The sequence below is a fragment of the Paenibacillus lautus NBRC 15380 genome (assembly GCF_004000945.1).
Classification (GTDB): Bacteria; Bacillota; Bacilli; order Paenibacillales; family Paenibacillaceae; genus Paenibacillus_AQ; species Paenibacillus_AQ lautus.
In genome coordinates, this window is the sequence record NZ_BIMF01000018.1 from 32,486 (window position 1) to 49,306 (window position 16,821).

Below are 16,821 nucleotides of genomic sequence, written 5' to 3' on the forward strand. Positions count from 1 at the left end.
TCGATGGGAATATAACGATTTTTGACAGGAATTTTCTCAATCGGGTAATGATATGTTTAGAGTGGGCTGTAATGGATATGAATACATACTAGCGCACTTATGACATGAGGATGGAGCACATTTATCCTTATTTAAAGAATGGGAGGAATCATTAGGATGGAAACGCTTTGGGTTATCATCAATGTCCTTGTTCTGATTCTGCTGGTCGGTATTTTGTACTGGATGCAGAGAAAGCATTACTCGTTTACCAAACGCGTGTTTGCCGGACTTGGATTGGGTGTGTTGTTCGGAGTGGCACTGCAGCTCATCTATACTTCGACCTCCGATGTGGTGGTGAAATCCACCGATTGGTTTAATCTGATAGGATACGGTTACGTTAGACTTCTGCAAATGATGGTCATTCCGCTGATCATGGTGTCGATCATATCGGCCATCATGAAGCTGAAGGGCGGAAAGAATCTGGGCAAAATGAGCGGGCTTATCATTACGGTGCTGCTTCTGACGACAGCCGTAGCCGCTGCTGTCGGGATTACGACCGCGCTGGCCTTCGATTTGTCCGCGGTGAATATCCAGGGCGGTGCTGCGGAGGAGCAGCAGGGTGCCCTGCTGCAAGAGCGGCTCGGGGATGTTGAGGGCCGTACGCTGCCCCAGCAGATCCTGGATTTCATTCCGAGCAATCCGTTTGCCGACATGACGGGGGCACGAAGAACTTCGACGATTGCGGTCGTCATTTTCTCGGCCTTCATCGGGATCGCCGTTCTCGGGTTGGACCGAAAAAACAAGGAGCAGGCGGAAACGTTCCGCAACATGATCTCTGCGGTCTACGGCGTGGTTATGCGCATCGTGACGCTGGTGCTTCGTCTGACGCCTTACGGAATTCTGGCACTCATGGCCAAAACGATCGCCACGACCGATCTTGCGGTGATCATGAATCTGATCGATTTCGTCCTTGCTTCGTACGTGGCTTTGATCGCCATGTTCATTATCCATCTGGTGCTGCTGGCGATATTCGGGTTCAACCCGTTCAAATACGTCAAGAAGGTGTTCCCGACGCTGACTTTTGCCTTTACGTCGCGTTCCAGCGCGGCCACGATCCCGCTTAACGTGCAGACCCAGAACAAAAAGCTGGGCGTCTCGGAAGGCATCGCGAACCTCTCGGCATCGTTTGGCGCCACGATTGGGCAAAACGGCTGCGCGGGCATTTATCCTGCCATGCTGGCCGTCATGATTGCGCCGACAGCCGGCGTGGACCCAACCTCGTGGTCGTTCATCCTTACCCTGATCGTGGTCGTTATGATCAGTTCCTTCGGTGTGGCGGGTGTCGGAGGCGGAGCTACCTTCGCATCGCTCATCGTGCTCTCCACGATGAACCTGCCGGTTGCCTTGGCGGGCCTGTTAATTTCCGTCGAGCCGCTGATCGATATGGGACGGACGGCACTGAACGTGAATGACTCCATGACAGCCGGCGTGATTACCGGGAAAGTCATGAATGAAGTGGATAAAGACGTGTACAACGACGACAACATTGAACTGGATATGGTTCAGGCATAACATATCCGTGGGAGCCATCTTGAAGGCATTTTTTTGCCGGAGGATGGCTCTTCTAGTACATAGAGAAAGCCCGAATACCGTATGTGAAACGGGAATTCGGGCTTTTTTCGTATGCTGAAAATTGCATTATCCGAGGATGGTCAGTTCTTTCGGGAAAGAGGTCAACACCTCGACGCCATCCTTGGTTACGATCACATCGTCCTCGATCCGCACGCCGCCTACGCCTTGCAGATAAATGCCGGGCTCGATCGTGAATACCGCCCCCGGCTGCAAAATGTCCTGGTTCAACCCGTGGATGGATGGATATTCGTGGACATCCATGCCAAGCCCGTGCCCCAAGCGATGTACAAAAGCTTGCCCGTATCCTGCGTCGTCAATCACTTTGCGAGCCGCTTGGTCAATCGATCCATAGGTTACGCCGGGCTTTACAGCCTGAATGCCGGCCAGGTTCGCTGCGAGAACCGTCTCATAGATGTTGACGGCTTCGGGCTTCAGCTCGCCTACCGCAAAGGTACGGGTAATATCCGACGCATAACCACCCGCATACACACCCAAATCGAACATGAGCAGATCCCCTGCTTCAATCCGGCGCGTACCAGGAACACCATGAGGCAAGGCGGTGTTGGGGCCGGATAATACCATGGTGGCGAAGGATGGAGCATCCGCACCCAATTTTTTCATTAAGTACTCCAGCTCTGCCACAACCTCAATCTCGCTGACGCCGATTTTTATCTGGGCGAGGCCTTGTGTCAGAACATCCTCAACCAGTCTTACTGCATGCTTGATGATCTTCACTTCATCGGCCGATTTTCGGATTCGGAGATCTCGGAGCACAGCGCCAACATCCTCGATCCGGTTCGCGTTCACATGCTGCTGCAGCTGCTCATAACGGGAGACGGTAAGCTGATCCTTCTCTAGCGCCAGCGTACCGGCTGCGCCTTGAAACTGATGTTTCAGCAAGAGATACGGATTATCGGTATCCTGATGCGTGACAATATGCTTAACCGTTGAAGCCGCCTCGGCTGCGTCTGCATCCAACGCCGGTACGATCAGCACCGGATCATTCGCAGAGGAGAGGAGCAGGCCCAAAAAGCGTTCATGGGGATCACTCGCAAATCCGGTCAAATAGTAAACATGCTTGGGGTCAGTTACCAGGACATGATCCCAGCCCTGTGTATTCATGGATTGTAGCAAACTTTGCAATCGTTCATTCATCCTGTTCATTCCTTTCTTAATCCGAAGACGGTTATCACACCATTAATGCTAGGGTATCGCGTTCAATCGCGTAAGTAAAGTTTTCCTTTATTATGAGCTTAATCTTCCTATATAATGTTTTGGAGTAAAAAAATTACATAATATATGGAGGGAATTACACTCGAATGGATCCGAATCAAGTTCAGGAGAACAATAACGCTTCGCCGCAAGGCTATACACCCAAATATCTCATAAAGCCTTTCATTTAGTTTGCTGGTAAGCATCGTGGACTATGCTGCTGTTAGCCAAATTGAAATTATGGCTCAGGGGGATACCGGGAAATTCATAAGTGAATTGATCCGGTCGTTATTATACGCCAGTATCTGGATCCCGTGTTTCATTCGCTCCAAACGTGTGCGAAACACCTTCGTAAATTAACGCCTTGAAAAAATAGAAGCGTTTTTTCGCTGCCTCTTGTACAATAGATCTCGTACAAAAAGATTACGCATCTATTCGGAGGTAGGACATCGTGACGTTTCAATATCGTATCGATTATGCCGTCAAAGAGGATTTGCCGGCCATTGTGGACATTTACAATTCGACGATCTCAGGCAGAAAAGTAACCGCCGATCTGGAGCCGGTCACGGTGGAGAGCCGTATACGCTGGTTTGAAGAGCACAGCAACGATTTTCGTCCGCTGTGGGTTATGCGGTCCGATGACGGGATGGTTGCATGGATGAGCTTTCAATCCTTTTATGGTCGTCCTGCCTATAACGGCACAGCTGAGATCAGTATATACGTAAACGAGAAATATCGCGGCATTGGTGCCGGCAGCATATTGATTCAGAAGGCAATCGAGGAGAGTCCGCGCCTTCGCGTCAGTAATCTGGTCGGATTTGTATTCGGTCATAATGAACCAAGCCTCAAGCTCTTGAAGAAGTTCGGCTTTGAACAATGGGGACTTCTCCCCGGGGTTGCGGAGCTTGACGGCATCAAGCGGGATTTGGTCATTGTAGGTCGTGCCGTTTAAGTGTTGATTCGTTAATGGATTGATTTATGCTGTGCCTTAAAGCATGCAGATTTACCTATAAAAAAGCTGTCCCTCCGGTAAATGAGAGGACAGCTTTTTCATGGTGTTACGACATTGACAGGAAGCATTCGCGCTGCATATTGGGATATGTTTAATTTCTTGATATAGTATAAGGGACTTTAAGTTCCAGAGGAAACGGGAGGTTATATTCGATATGAACACAAACATAACCAATATGAAGCCGGTACGGTTTCTGGAAGGCGAGCGGATCTACTTGCGTCCCTTTGGAGAAGAGGAAACCGAAGGGTATTATCAAATGCTGTTTAATCCGGAAATGCGGCGGCTGACCGGGACGAAGCAGGCTTTTACGCTGGAAGGGGTGCGTCGGTATATCGAGGAGAAATCCGGTAATCATGACACCATCCTGCTGCTGATCGCTTTATCGGATAACGATCAGATGATTGGCGACATCGCGCTGCAGGATATCGATTACGTTAACCGGAACGCCAACATGCGAATCGCCCTTGATAAGGGTGAGCATCTCGGCAAGGGGTACGGACCGGAAGCCATCAGGCTTTTGTTGGAATACGCCTACGGAATTCTTAATCTTCACCGGATCGAGCTGCAGGTGTTTGATTATAACGAGCGTGCCATCAAGGCTTATGAGAAGGTGGGCTTCAAGCGCGAAGGGGTTCAGCGAGACGCTTTGTACTACCAACATCGTTACCATGACTCCATTCTGATGAGCATGCTGGAGGAGGAGTATAGGGCGCTTTACCATCAAGGGCAATAGCATCCTGGCTACCTGAACCATGAAGTTGCGTGCAAACCATTCGTGGTTTTCTGCATTCCAAATCCTGACCGACATCCAGTACACTTGGGGAAACGTAGGATGTAAAGGATGTGCGTGATTTGAAAGCAGAGATTCATATATATCAAGCGGAACGGAAGGATCTGGACAAGGCAGCCGCCATGTTTAATCAGTATCGTCAATTCTATAAGCGGGAAGATGATTTGAATGGGACCGAGCTATTTATCAGGGAGAGGTTGAACCAAGGTGATTCCGTTATTTATTTAGCGGATTGCAATAGCGGGGGAACCCTGGTTACGACTGGTTTTCTTCAGTTATATCCATCCTTCTCATCGCTATCGATGTCCAGGTTGTGGATCTTGAATGATCTGTACGTGGATTCCGAATATCGCGGGCTTGGTGTCGGAAGGAAACTGCTCCATCAAGCCCAAGCGCACGCCCTTCAGACCGGAGCCAAGGGGCTGACCCTGTCCACGCAGCTTCATAACGTGCCTGCTCAGCATTTATATGAATCCGCAGGGTATGTGCAGGATGAAGAATTTGCGTATTATTATTTGGATTTATCATAACGAAGGTTCATCAATAACAAACAAAGACGATACTCCGGAAGGAGTTATCGTCTTTGTTTGTTATTGATATATCGAGCGTATTTTGCGGAAAACCTCAACCCGGGCTATTTTAAGTTCCCACATCTGGTCCAGCAGCTTCCGCTGTTTATCTTTATCATCTGTTGCTTTCAGTTCATTGTACAGGGCAAACATGCGGTCATTGATTTGGTTCACGCATTGCCACAGCTCTTGTTCCGTGCATTCCTCCGACTTCACTTGGTTCTCGCCCTGCGGTTCCTGCATGTGATGAAGTGTACGAATAATGTCTGCTTGCCACTTCCGATCTTCTAAGCGAATAGCCAAACCGAGAAGATCCAGATAATCATCGAGGGTCAGAGATGTCGGTTCTTTATCGCATTGATCCAAGTTGAAAGCCCCCTTAGCAAACTGCTAATCATCTTTATACCAAGTATTATACTTGGAATTGTGAGTTTTTCAAGAGGGAAAATAACGAGTATATTGTTATAAACATGCTTTCGCTTGTTGCAACAATGCGAAGGAATCAATATAGTTAAATGTGACCGTATTTTTCCAATCCAAGGAGTAATATGAATGAAGGTAATTCTCGTAGATGACGAACCGTTGGCCTTGAAGTATTTAGAACGTCAGCTGTTAAAATTGGATACCATGTCTATAGATGTAATCGGTACATATACGAATCCCTATGAAGGACGAAACGAAATTCTTGCAAGGGACGTCGACATCGTGTTTTTGGATATCAGCTTGCCGGAATTGAACGGCATTGAGCTGGCAGAGCAGCTGCTTGAGCAGAAGCCTCATCTCTGTATTGTGTTTGTGACGGGGTATCACGAATATGCAGTCACCGCATTTGAATTGAATGCTGTAGACTATATTGTTAAACCTGTCCAGATGGATCGAGTCGCCAAAACGATGGAGCGTTTGCGAAGCCGCATAGCGTCCAGGCCGGAAGAGATCATGGAGCCTAATCGTAACATTCGGATGGCGATGTTTCGCCAGGTTATGATCGAGCAGCCGAATGAGCAGGGGCAATTCGCTCTGCTTCATTGGCGGACTACCCGGGCTCAGGAGATATTCATCTATTTGCTTCAGCATAGAGGACAGCTTGTACGAAAGTCGGCATTGATCGACATGTTATGGCCGGAGTTTGATATGGATAAAGCCTATCCCCAGCTGTACACGGCCATTTATCATATCCGAAAAACACTGGAGCCTTATGATACCCGATTCCAAATTACCAACACGACGGAAGGCTATGTGCTGAATATCGAAGGCGTGCAGCTGGACATTGAGGAGTGGGAGAACTGGTTCATGTCAAATCCCTCCGTGTCGGCCGAATCCATTGAAGGACATATTGAAATGATGAAGTTGTACACGGGAGACTACCTGCAGGAATATGACTATTGGTGGGCAGAAGGAGAGCGTCAAAGGCTGAAGGAGTTGTGGCTTAGCGTTTCTTTGTCCATGGCGGAATGGTATGTGGATCAGGAACGCATCGATGAAGCCATATTATGCTACTTCTCGATCCAGAGGCAGCACTCCCTGGAGGAGAAGGCTTATTTCTCATTGATGAAAATATATGCGTTGCAGGATAACCCAGCCCAGGTGCACCGTCAATTCAGTCTTCTGTGTCAGGTGTTTGAAGATGAGATGGGCGAGGAGCCCAGTCCTTACATTGTGAAATGGTACGACGAATGGAGCAATGGAATCCAAGTCACCAATATGAAATAGATCAAATAGCCAAGCACGCATACGATATGAAATCACCGGTCGTTTCGACCGGTGATTTTTTGTATATTGCTGCCCGAATCTGTGGTCCTCCCGGTGTTGTTCAGAAATTGTAGAGGACGGTCTCCTATACTGTGGAGTGAACCATAACAATCGGGAGGTACATGATTCGGTTATGAAATTCATTCGGAAATTTAAGGAATCTTCGCTGTATAAGGCCATGGGTTTGGAGCTTGGAACGTTTCGGGAGATCGAGCTTGAAGCGGAGAAGGACCTCCAGCATTGCAGAGGTTTCTATGTTCACTTCAACGGCAAACGGATTGGCATCGTTGCTACTGATGAGGGTCCGGTATTTCTGTGCGGTCAGGAAAAGTACTTGCTGGATGACCGTACCGTTCATTTTTTGTTGCAAAAAAATGCCGAGGTTAACACATTTATCTTCATGTGGGACGGGGGAGTAAAACTCCAAATTCCCTATTTGCGGTCGTTAATCGAGTACAACGGAAAATGGGTGGATGATTCAATTTTCGACTTTTTTTCGTGGATCTATGAAGCATCCGGGAGAAAAAGATTCTACTCTTACTATACGGTGAAGTATGTATCCGCTGCGGAATTATGTCCGCACCAGCCGCTGCAGCGCCCGGGCAAGACCTTATCGTTTGTATAGGGGCCTGACCCCGCCCGTTTATTTATTGGACTTTATGGAAAAGGAACAGACAACAGCTCCGTAACGATGTAAAATAATGGACAGTTATGTAGTGTTGTTGATTTTTTACAATATGTAATAAGGGACTGTTATTATTGTCGACCTATTCCAACTTGAAATCGAAACCGATCTCCGGCAGAAGGCTGCTGGGGATTACTTTTCTGTTTATTGTCATCTTACTTTCCGTGCGGTTGGCGTATTTTAAAATCATCATGATCCCTGAGGAAGTTCGGTTTCAGCAAGGCGTGCTGGATCTTCGGGATTGGCAGGCGGATTCACGCAATACGGTCGCGCTGAACGGGGAATGGGCCTTTTATCCGAATCAGTGGATGGGCCCGGATAGATTAACTCAAGGGGAGCGGCAGCCTGTCGCCGATCCGCACTGGATACAGGTTCCCGGTCCATGGGAAGGCGTAAACGAAAACGGGACCCAAATCGGCTTCGGAACCTATCGTCTCAAGCTGCTCGTACCGGAACGTAGCGTAGCTTACGGCCTCTGGATTACCGATATCCGTACAGCCTATCGTTTGTATGTCAATGGCGAGTTATTGTACGAATCCGGACATCCGTCCGATATGTCGGAGACCCATGTGGCAAGAATCGTCCCCCATGTCGAACTCATCCCTCCGGCTGCCGATGAAGAGCTGGATATCATCCTGGAAGTGAGCAATTATCAATATGCCGATTCAGGTGGGATCAAGCTGCCGATCAAATTCGGGACAGCTGCAGCGGTGATGAAGGGGAAAGCATTCTCGGAGAACATGCAGCTGCTGGTGTGCATTGTGCTATTTCTTCATGTCATGTATGTCTTCATTCTGTATCTAATCGGCTATCGGAACAAAGGCCTGTTTTATTTTGCGGCTCTTATCCTGTTTACGCTGCTGGCTACGCTGGTTGACGACGATAAGCTCCTGCTCGTTTGGCAGCCGGCTATCCGTTTCGAATGGTCAGTAAAGCTTAAGGTTGTTGCTTATGTGGCTATATCATTATGTTTAATTCTGTGTACCAAGCATCTGCTCCGACCGAAAATTAAAGAGGGATTTTACCGGGCCTATACAAGCTTTGTGGTTTCGTATGCCGTCGCCTATTTGCTGCTTCCCTTTCATCTGATGGTGCATCTCTCTACTTATTTATCGTTAGTATTAATAAGCTCCGTACTGTTCCTGCCTTCGATGGCCAGGAAGGCGGTCAGCGAGCGGACGGAAGCGGCCATATTCATCTTGCTGTCGGCGGTTGCCGTTTCCTGCAACATTATCGTGAGCGGAATATTAAGATTCCGGTATTTTAAGGAACTGCCTTATTACTCGATTGACCTGATCGTTGCGTTTCTCGGATTTGCTTCCTTTTGGTTTATCCGGTTTGCCCGAAACACCGTCGTGTTGAAAGAGCAGGCCGAACAGCTCCAGCACGCAGACAAGATGAAGGATGAATTTCTGGCAAATACGTCCCATGAACTGCGAAATCCGCTGCACGGCATGATTAACATGGCGCAAACGCTGCTGGAACGCAAAGGGAGTTTGCTTCGGCAAGAGGATCGCGACCATCTGGAGCTGATTACCGGCATTGGCAGGCGGATGTCGCTGCTGTTGGATGACTTGCTGGATGTCTCGTTATTGAAGGACAAGCGGATTCGGCTGAATATGGAGAGCGTCCATCTCGGTTCGGCTGCTCAAGGCGTGCTGGACATGCTCCGTCCGATGGCGGAGGGCAAGCGAATCGCGCTCGTATGTGAGATCGCGGATGACTTTCCCAAGGTATGGGCAGATGAAAGCCGCTTGGTTCAGATCGTATTCAATCTGATTCACAACGCAATCAAATATACGGAGTCAGGCCGGATCGCGGTGGCTGCCGATGTTGTTGATGGAAGGGCCTGCGTCCACGTTCTCGATACGGGGATGGGGATGGACGAAGAGACATTAAGACGGATATTCCTCCCCTACGAGCAGGGAGACTCCAGCTTTGCCGCGGCTGGAGGCGGGTTGGGGCTTGGACTGAGCATCTGCAAGCAGCTGGTTGAGCTGCATGGAGGAGAACTCTCGGTGTCATCGGCTCCGGGACAGGGGAGTTCCTTTACGTTCACGCTGAAAGTGGACGATATGATGAGGCAGGAGAATACGGATAAACAGGAGTTTATTGCGGGCTCCTCGGCTTCAAATTCAGAGAAAGAGAAGGAGAGGCTATCTAACATGTCAGATAATCAGGATGATGCCGAATCCGAGGCTAAGAAGCTTTCTCGTCAAACCGATGGCAGGCTGCTCATCGTAGACGACGATCCGGTTAACTTAAAAGTTATCCATCATTTGCTTGAAGACGAAGGGTATCAGATCGTGACCGTTACCCGGGCTGAGGAAGCCCTTCAATTATTGGAGCAGGGAGAATGGGATCTCATCATATCTGATGTGATGATGCCCCAGATGTCAGGATATGAATTGTCCAGGACGATTCGGCAGAGGTATATGATATCGGAGCTTCCGATTCTGCTGCTAACTGCAAGAAACCGGCCTGAGGATATCCATATGGGCTTCATTTCCGGAGCTAACGATTATTTAATAAAACCGGTGGATCATCTTGAATTAAAAACAAGGGTACGCGCACTGCTGGAGCTGAAGCGCTCCATTAAAGAACGGCTGCATATGGAAGCGGCTTGGCTCCAGGCTCAAATCCAGCCGCATTTTCTACACAATACCTTAAATTCGATCGCTTCTCTTAGTGAGATAGATCCTTCCCGGATGATTGCGCTGATTGGAGAATTCAGCCACTATCTGAGAGCCAGCTATGATATCAGCAATTTGGAACGTTTTATCCCGTTAGAGCAGGAGCTTGGCTTGGTTCGCTCATACCTGTATATCGAGGGGGAGCGGTTTGGGGAACGGCTGCGTGTCCGTTGGCATATTTCCGAGGAAGTCGCTGTTCAGCAGTGGAAGCTTCCCCCTTTGACCATGCAGACGATTGTGGAAAATGCGGTCGTTCACGGGGTATTGGCGCGGACCCAGGGAGGCACCGTAACCATCCGCATTGTAAGTGAAGCTGAATCCGCCGCCAAGGTCATCATTGCGGATGATGGTGCCGGGATGGATCCCGAGAAGCTCCGCTTGATGCTGGGAAGCGGACAGCGTACCGGCAAGGGAGTCGGCCTTATGAACACGGATCGGCGTTTGAAGCAAGTCTATGGGCAAGGGCTCATGATCGACAGCACAAGGGACAGAGGAACCACGGTGTCGTTTGTCATCAGGAAGATGGCATAATGAAAGCCTAAGCCTATAAAACCTATAGTCTATGAATCTTGGACGAATGCTTGAGGTATGGGTTAGGATGTAGAGAGGTGGAAATGACATACCGTTTCATTAATATGAATGTCGGACAATTGATGGGCAATATGTACTGATGACGGGTGATATGCAGGGATGATGGGCAATATGCACGGATGTATGCGGACAGGAGGTTCGCTATTTTCCAACAACTGTGCCAAATTCAAGGCTTTGCGGACACCTAATCCGTTATTCGCCGCTTTTCCCTGTTTTATGGTGTAATATGCCGGCAATAGCGGAACATGTGTCCGCTTAACCTTATGTTTAGCACCTTTGCTAACGAATAGCGGAATCTCAGTCCGCACGGAGCTGCACTAATGACTGTACAACGTGTGCACTGCTCCCTGTGCGCACGTTGCGTGGTCCGGGGCATGCTTCCGATGGCTGTCGACCACAAAGAAGCCATCTCTTGAAGCGACGTAAAGATCAACCGAAAACGGGTGGATCATCAGGCTCTGGCGAATATAAATCCGTCAGAAGATATTTAGTTTCCCAAAGTGAAAATAAATCGATTATTTATGGCTCAACCAACGGGATACGTTAGTTGAAATGACAACCGCGGCGGATCAAGACTTTTTACTTTGAATAAAGGTGGACCTCATGATCTCTTCTTTCTTAGTTACGATTTATAGTGTATTCCTCCCCATATCGCTGCCCGTCATCGGCGGAGCACTGCTCAAGCGGTTCAAGGGCATTGAAACCAAGGGGCTTTCGGCCCTGTCTTTATATGTGTTGAGCCCGGCACTGATCTTCGAGACGCTGGAGAAGGCTTCGATTACCTCGAATGAGGTCACGGTAACGGTTGCGTTTTGCTTGTTGAATGTGATCGCCCTATGGGCGCTGAGTGCCTTTGCCGGTAAAATGCTGGGCTTGTCCCAGACAGAGAAATCGGGTCTCGCCTTGACCACTATTTTTACCAACAGCGTGAATTACGGGCTTCCCCTCGTCCTGCTTGCCTTCGGGCAAGCAGGGCTGGATAAAGCTTCTGTGTATGTCATTGTACAGATTATCATTATGAATACACTAGGGGTGTATCTGGCAGCGAGATCTCATTTTTCGGCTGTAAAGGCGATCAAATCAGTGTTTACTCTCCCCTCGGTCTACGCGGCGGCACTCGCCGTACTCTTTCGGTTGACGGACTTTCAGCTTCCAGAAGGGTTGAATACCGGCGTTTCCATGCTGTCCGCGGCTTATGCGCCGCTGGCGCTTGTCATCCTAGGAGCCCAGATGGTGGGGGTTCGTGAGAGCGGCGCTTCCGCCGTCTCCAAGCGTGGATTCTGGTCGGGCATGGCGATGCGAATGCTGGTGGGCCCATTGGTGGCATGGGGATTGCTCGCGATTTTATCCATTGAGGGAACATTGTTTGCGGTTATCCTGATTTTGTCGGCGATGCCTGCAGCCGTGAACGCGGTAATCCTTGCCGAAGAATACGATGCCGCACCCAAGTTGGTATCCAGGTGCATTCTGTGGACCACATTGGCTTCCTTTATCGTTCTGCCTGCTATGATCGGTTTTCTCTAAGCCTGCCATCTCCTGGCCTGAAGATTGGTTCAATCTCAAGACGTGTGTGTAAAGAGTAGTAAGCGTCAAGAGATACCATCATCTGCAACTAAAGAATCGGATGGAGGTGGAGACTATGAGCAGGCAGCGTGACCGAGACGTGGAGATCGAGACCCGTAATATCGAGGAGCGTAACGACTCCAGCAGGGTAGCATCTACGTTGATTAAGTATGTTGCTTATCTGATTATCTTCTTTGGATTCTTGTATTTTCTTATCAAATACGTATTTCCGATGTTCTAAATGGAGCAGATGGTATTCGTTCGTTAAAAAGCCTCCCTTTCGTGGTACGCGAAAGAGAGGTTTTTTATCATGGATCGGCTTTTTTTATATCAACTTCACCTTCTAGTTAGGCGATTCACCTAGCCTTGGTGATGGGCTTTACTTCGCAGCTGGGATCATCAAATCTTCCAGCTTGGTCTCTTCATCAGACCAGTTGGCGAGCAGTTCTTGAATATACCGGATGTCCGAATCGTCCGGATCATAGAAGTAATCGCCGCGGATCACTAAATCTTTTCCCTTCAGCATGTAATTCTCAAATGTAGGTGGGGAGTCATTAAAAAATAGGTTTTCGGCCAGATTGAGAATGAAATCGGAGTTTAAGTTCATCGTAAGATTGCTGCCTCCGATATGAATCAACTCCGGGATTTTCGTTATATTTTTCAATTCAAATACCCGATCCATTAAGGAGCTGAGGAATATGCGCTGACGCTTGGTGCGGTTGAAATCCGAATCTTCCCGGTATCTGACATAATTTAATGCATCTGTGCCATCGTAAATAGGCTTGTTGGGCTCGATCCGCAATTTGATGTGACTCGCCTTCTTGTTCTCGATGATTTTATCGATGGGGAGTTTAATCCCATCCAATGCATTGATGATATCCGTTAATCCGTAGAAATTAATGGCTGCATAATAATCAACAGGGTGCTGAAACAGATACTCAACCGTGTCAATGGCCATTTTCGCGCCGCCGTGGGCGTAAGCGGAGTTGATTCTGGAGGTGACTCCCCTGCCGATGACTTCAGTATATGTATCCCTGGGAATGGAGACGAGCAATATTTTATTAAGGTCTGGCCGGATGACAGAGTAGATGATCGTGTCGGAGCGGGCAGGCTCGTCCTCGCGTTGATCAACGCCCAGAAGCAGGACCGAGAATGGCTCTTTTGAAATTTGTATATCGAAAACCTGATTTTGGCTTAAGTGACATCGGCTTCACCGTTGACTTTAGGGATTATTGTAACTATGATGGTTACATGCTAGTCATCTGAAGATTTGGTCCGTCAGGAGGGGTCACATGAACATAAGCAGCCGATTTGCAGTGGCCATTCATATTCTCTCCGTGCTGGAGATGAATAAGGCTGGCGTCAGCACCTCAGATTATATTGCGGAGAGTGTGAACACGAATCCGGTGGTTATCCGGCGCATTGTAGGCATGCTGAGCAAAGCGGGCCTGGTCGAGGTTAAACCTGGCGTAGCGGGAGCGAAGCTGGCAAAGCATCCGTCCGAGATTACGCTGCTGGATATTTATCATGCCGTTCATGTCGTGCAGGAGGATTCCCTGTTTGGCATTCATGCGAATTCAGACGCGAAATGTCCTGTTGGCAAACATATTCAAACGGCGATCGTTCCGGTTTTTTCAGCGGCCCAGAAGGCCATGGAGAACACGCTGCATGAGGTGAATCTGGAAGAAATCGTCCGGAAAATTTATGCCTCTGCGAATGAAACATCAAATGAATAAGCGAAAATCACACGCTCGATCCTATGTAGGATGGGCGTTTTCTTTTGGCCAACCATTGGAGACTCTTTGGTTCACCTGTAAATTACTGGATTTGACAACGAGGCTGTCCTGTAACTATAATGATTACAAGTAAGATGTAACTGATTTGATTACAAGTTAAGCCTCTCGTTGACCTGAATATATGTAATGAACAAAACAAACAACAATTCAAGGAGTGAGAATATGACAGCTATTATACATCCATCCACAAAGCTCGGACCGGTCTCTTTGCGGATCAGTAATCTGGCACAATCCGTACGCTTTTATACGGAAGTCGTCGGTTTGAAAATGCTTCGGCAGCATGGCCGTGTTGCCGAATTGACGGCAGACGGGAAGCAGCCGCTGCTGATTGTAGAGGAGATTCAAGATCTGGTAAGACCGCAGACCCGGACGGCAGGTCTATACCATTTTGCGATCTTGGTTCCGAATCGGGAATCGCTCGGGCTTGCGCTTGCCAACCTGATCGCGCATAACATTCCTGTCGGCCAAGGCGATCATCTGGTCAGCGAAGCATTGTACATTAATGATCCGGACGGAAACGGCATCGAGATTTATGCCGACCGACCAAGGGATACCTGGAAGCGTGATGCCAAAGGAGAATATGTGATGACCACGGATCCTGTTGATGTAGAGGGACTGCTGGCTCTCTCCAAGGACAAGGAATGGTATGGACTTCCTGAAGGGACCGTTATCGGGCATGTACACTTCCATGTGTCCAACCTGCACGATGCCCGCGTATTTTATTGCGATGTTCTGGGTTTTGAGCTGACAGCCCATTATGGAGACGCTGCGTTGTTTATATCCGCAGGAGGATACCATCACCATATCGGGCTCAATGTTTGGGCAGGACTCGGTGTACCAAACACTCCACGGAGCGCTGCGGGTATGGAAGATTATACGATTGAGCTTCCTAGCCATGAGGTGCTTGAGGCGGTAACCGGCCGTATCCGTGAGGCGGGGCTGCGCCTGGAGCAGCGCGATGGCGTCTGGGCCGTTCAAGATCCCTCGGATATCTGGATCCGATTGGTTGTTGCTTAAATAATACAAGTCGAAGAGGCCTGTCCGCTATGTTAGCGGGCAGGCTATTTTTATGAGCTATCCGTTATCTTTATCAGGGAAGCTATATCCGGTCTAATTCCTCCAGCGTACGAAGCATGAACTCCAATATATTCGGGATATCTCCCATCTGTTCTTCGTTGATCCTGCGGGGAAAGCGAAGCTCGATCGTGTTGTGGAGCGGTCCCGGATCATCGCTGTAGGTGTACCGTAACGTTTGCAGCGGCGGAAGCTCCGGATTCCATATCTCCTTCATGATCTGGGTGATAGCCGGACAAGCTATGGAAGCATCAGCGATGTTTTTGTGAAAGAGGAGCTTCAGCTCGCAGGCCGGCTGACCTTCCGGAATTTCCAAAATCTCGGCCGCCAAATCCCGGAGCCCGGTCTCCAGGCAAATTTCGGCCGAAGTCGTGGATTGCGCAGCCAGCTCGAACCGGAGGCTAAAACTTCTGGACAACGTCGCCATATCCAGAAGATCCTTTCGATCGGTAACACGAATGATTTCATCGAGGTTGTCGAGGTCGTAGACCGCATTTTCGATGCCAACCTTTAAATTTTCGAATATTGTCGGGTCAAACATGAGGCACATCCTTTGAACATAATAATGACGTACATACGATTGTGGATAATATATCATAATTCAGCTGTTTAAGGGGAACATACTGGTCCTATAAGCCGTGACCTCTCCGCGTGATTTCCTTCGTTCTATAACAGTATTGCCTAATCGTATCATCGTTGACTCGTACTCGGTTTCCGGTTTGCGTATAACCGTAAAATCGTAGGAGCAGCAAGATTGACCCAAGAGTAAAAGTCATGATAGGATGAAGCATGAACAACAGTAAAAATAAATTTACCGGTAAAATGTATGGAGGTGTTAAAATAAAAATGACAGGTGTCTATAGAATTAAAACCCATGAGCAGCTCAAAGCAATTGCCGATCCACTGCGTACCAAGATCCTGATGAATCTCGTGAAGGATGCCTACACCGGACAGCAGCTAGCCGAGATACTGGACATTACGCGGAACAATATTTACTTTCATCTGAAGGAGCTGGAGAAGCATGGCATCATTCATGTGGTCCGGAAGGAAGAGAAGAACGGTATCGTACAGAAATACTATCGTGCCGTCGCAAGCCGCTTCATACCGGAAGATCATCTGCTGCCAAGCCTGGATTTGGTGGAAACGTCCAGACAGGTATTTATGGAGACGCTCGATGTTACCCGAACGAAAATTGAGAGCGCACCGGCTTCTTCTTTTTCATTGGACAGCGCGAGCGAACAACATAGGAAAAACATTGCAGGAACCTACCGCTTTCATGCAACAAAAGAGAGCTTCCATGCTTTTGTGGACGAGTTCAAGCAGCTTATGAATAAACACTTCACGATGGAGACGGCCGAAACAGGCAGTACGCCTTTGTCCGCAGAAGAAAAAAATTACTATATGTCGTTGATCGCATTTCAAGATGATCAGGAGGATATCACCATTCGATAATCCTTGATGGGGGAGTAAGTACAT

Annotated in this window: 17 protein-coding genes; 13 read left to right on the top strand and 4 right to left on the bottom strand. The window is 48.6% G+C overall.

What is annotated here, in order from left to right; genetic code table 11:
* The first annotated feature begins 156 nt into the window (after nucleotides 1–156).
* Nucleotides 157–1,551, top strand: coding sequence for an L-cystine transporter (locus tag PLA01S_RS24665; protein ID WP_127594455.1), 1,395 nt, complete (start codon nucleotides 157–159; stop codon nucleotides 1,549–1,551).
* 126 nt (nucleotides 1,552–1,677) lie between these two features.
* Here PLA01S_RS24665 and PLA01S_RS24670 read toward each other — a convergent pair whose 3' ends face one another.
* Nucleotides 1,678–2,766 (bottom strand): M24 family metallopeptidase, encoded by a 1,089-nt coding sequence (locus PLA01S_RS24670; RefSeq protein WP_127594456.1) that lies wholly within the window; start codon nucleotides 2,764–2,766, stop codon nucleotides 1,678–1,680.
* A gap of 249 nt (nucleotides 2,767–3,015) precedes the next feature.
* On the opposite strand from PLA01S_RS24670, the gene PLA01S_RS33085 reads away from it, so the two are divergent.
* The 4 genes from PLA01S_RS33085 to PLA01S_RS24690 all read left to right on the top strand — a co-directional run bounded on the left by PLA01S_RS33085 (nucleotide 3,016) and on the right by PLA01S_RS24690 (nucleotide 5,155).
* Nucleotides 3,016–3,183, top strand: a complete 168-nt coding sequence (locus PLA01S_RS33085) for a DUF2569 family protein (RefSeq protein WP_127594457.1) — start codon at nucleotides 3,016–3,018, stop codon at nucleotides 3,181–3,183.
* A 91-nt stretch (nucleotides 3,184–3,274) separates the two neighbouring features.
* Nucleotides 3,275–3,775, top strand: a complete 501-nt coding sequence (locus PLA01S_RS24680) for a GNAT family N-acetyltransferase (RefSeq protein WP_127594458.1) — start codon at nucleotides 3,275–3,277, stop codon at nucleotides 3,773–3,775.
* Nucleotides 3,776–3,989: 214 nt separating this feature from the next.
* The gene (locus tag PLA01S_RS24685) at nucleotides 3,990–4,568 is read left to right on the top strand and encodes a GNAT family N-acetyltransferase (protein WP_127594459.1); all 579 of its coding nucleotides are present in this window, start codon (nucleotides 3,990–3,992) and stop codon (nucleotides 4,566–4,568) included.
* 110 nt (nucleotides 4,569–4,678) lie between these two features.
* Nucleotides 4,679–5,155, top strand: a complete 477-nt coding sequence (locus PLA01S_RS24690) for a GNAT family N-acetyltransferase (protein ID WP_127594460.1) — start codon at nucleotides 4,679–4,681, stop codon at nucleotides 5,153–5,155.
* 60 nt (nucleotides 5,156–5,215) lie between these two features.
* Here the strand turns inward: PLA01S_RS24690 and PLA01S_RS24695 are convergent, their stop codons facing one another.
* Nucleotides 5,216–5,560 (bottom strand): hypothetical protein, encoded by a 345-nt coding sequence (locus tag PLA01S_RS24695; RefSeq protein WP_127594461.1) that lies wholly within the window; start codon nucleotides 5,558–5,560, stop codon nucleotides 5,216–5,218.
* A gap of 186 nt (nucleotides 5,561–5,746) precedes the next feature.
* Here PLA01S_RS24695 and PLA01S_RS24700 point away from each other — a divergent pair, with 186 nt between their 5' ends.
* The 5 genes from PLA01S_RS24700 (at nucleotide 5,747) to PLA01S_RS32125 (ending at nucleotide 12,716) form a co-directional block, all read left to right on the top strand.
* Entirely contained in the window at nucleotides 5,747–6,904 is a 1,158-nt protein-coding gene (locus PLA01S_RS24700; RefSeq protein ID WP_127594462.1) for a response regulator, read from the top strand.
* 172 nt (nucleotides 6,905–7,076) lie between these two features.
* Nucleotides 7,077–7,568, top strand: a complete 492-nt coding sequence (locus tag PLA01S_RS24705; protein WP_127594463.1) for a hypothetical protein — start codon at nucleotides 7,077–7,079, stop codon at nucleotides 7,566–7,568.
* Nucleotides 7,569–7,720: 152 nt separating this feature from the next.
* Complete coding sequence (locus PLA01S_RS24710; RefSeq protein ID WP_246059810.1) at nucleotides 7,721–10,852, top strand: hybrid sensor histidine kinase/response regulator; 3,132 nt, start codon at nucleotides 7,721–7,723, stop codon at nucleotides 10,850–10,852.
* Nucleotides 10,853–11,515: 663 nt separating this feature from the next.
* Nucleotides 11,516–12,436, top strand: coding sequence for an AEC family transporter (locus PLA01S_RS24720; protein WP_127594465.1), 921 nt, complete (start codon nucleotides 11,516–11,518; stop codon nucleotides 12,434–12,436).
* Between the two features lie 115 nt (nucleotides 12,437–12,551).
* Nucleotides 12,552–12,716, top strand: a complete 165-nt coding sequence (locus PLA01S_RS32125; RefSeq protein WP_164817510.1) for a hypothetical protein — start codon at nucleotides 12,552–12,554, stop codon at nucleotides 12,714–12,716.
* 138 nt (nucleotides 12,717–12,854) lie between these two features.
* On the opposite strand, the gene PLA01S_RS24725 is transcribed toward PLA01S_RS32125, so the two are convergent.
* Nucleotides 12,855–13,649 (bottom strand): LCP family protein, encoded by a 795-nt coding sequence (locus PLA01S_RS24725; protein WP_127594466.1) that lies wholly within the window; start codon nucleotides 13,647–13,649, stop codon nucleotides 12,855–12,857.
* 118 nt (nucleotides 13,650–13,767) lie between these two features.
* Here PLA01S_RS24725 and PLA01S_RS24730 point away from each other — a divergent pair, with 118 nt between their 5' ends.
* A complete protein-coding gene (locus tag PLA01S_RS24730; protein WP_127594467.1) occupies nucleotides 13,768–14,211 on the top strand; it encodes an Rrf2 family transcriptional regulator in 444 nt (147 codons plus the stop codon).
* Between the two features lie 222 nt (nucleotides 14,212–14,433).
* Nucleotides 14,434–15,288: a VOC family protein gene (locus PLA01S_RS24735; protein WP_127594468.1), complete on the top strand. Its 855-nt coding sequence runs from the start codon at nucleotides 14,434–14,436 to the stop codon at nucleotides 15,286–15,288.
* Between the two features lie 82 nt (nucleotides 15,289–15,370).
* Here the strand turns inward: PLA01S_RS24735 and PLA01S_RS24740 are convergent, their stop codons facing one another.
* The gene (locus PLA01S_RS24740) at nucleotides 15,371–15,886 is read right to left on the bottom strand and encodes a hypothetical protein (RefSeq protein ID WP_127594469.1); all 516 of its coding nucleotides are present in this window, start codon (nucleotides 15,884–15,886) and stop codon (nucleotides 15,371–15,373) included.
* 305 nt (nucleotides 15,887–16,191) lie between these two features.
* On the opposite strand from PLA01S_RS24740, the gene PLA01S_RS24745 reads away from it, so the two are divergent.
* Entirely contained in the window at nucleotides 16,192–16,797 is a 606-nt protein-coding gene (locus PLA01S_RS24745; RefSeq protein ID WP_127594511.1) for a winged helix-turn-helix domain-containing protein, read from the top strand.
* The last annotated feature ends 24 nt before the right edge of the window (nucleotides 16,798–16,821 follow it).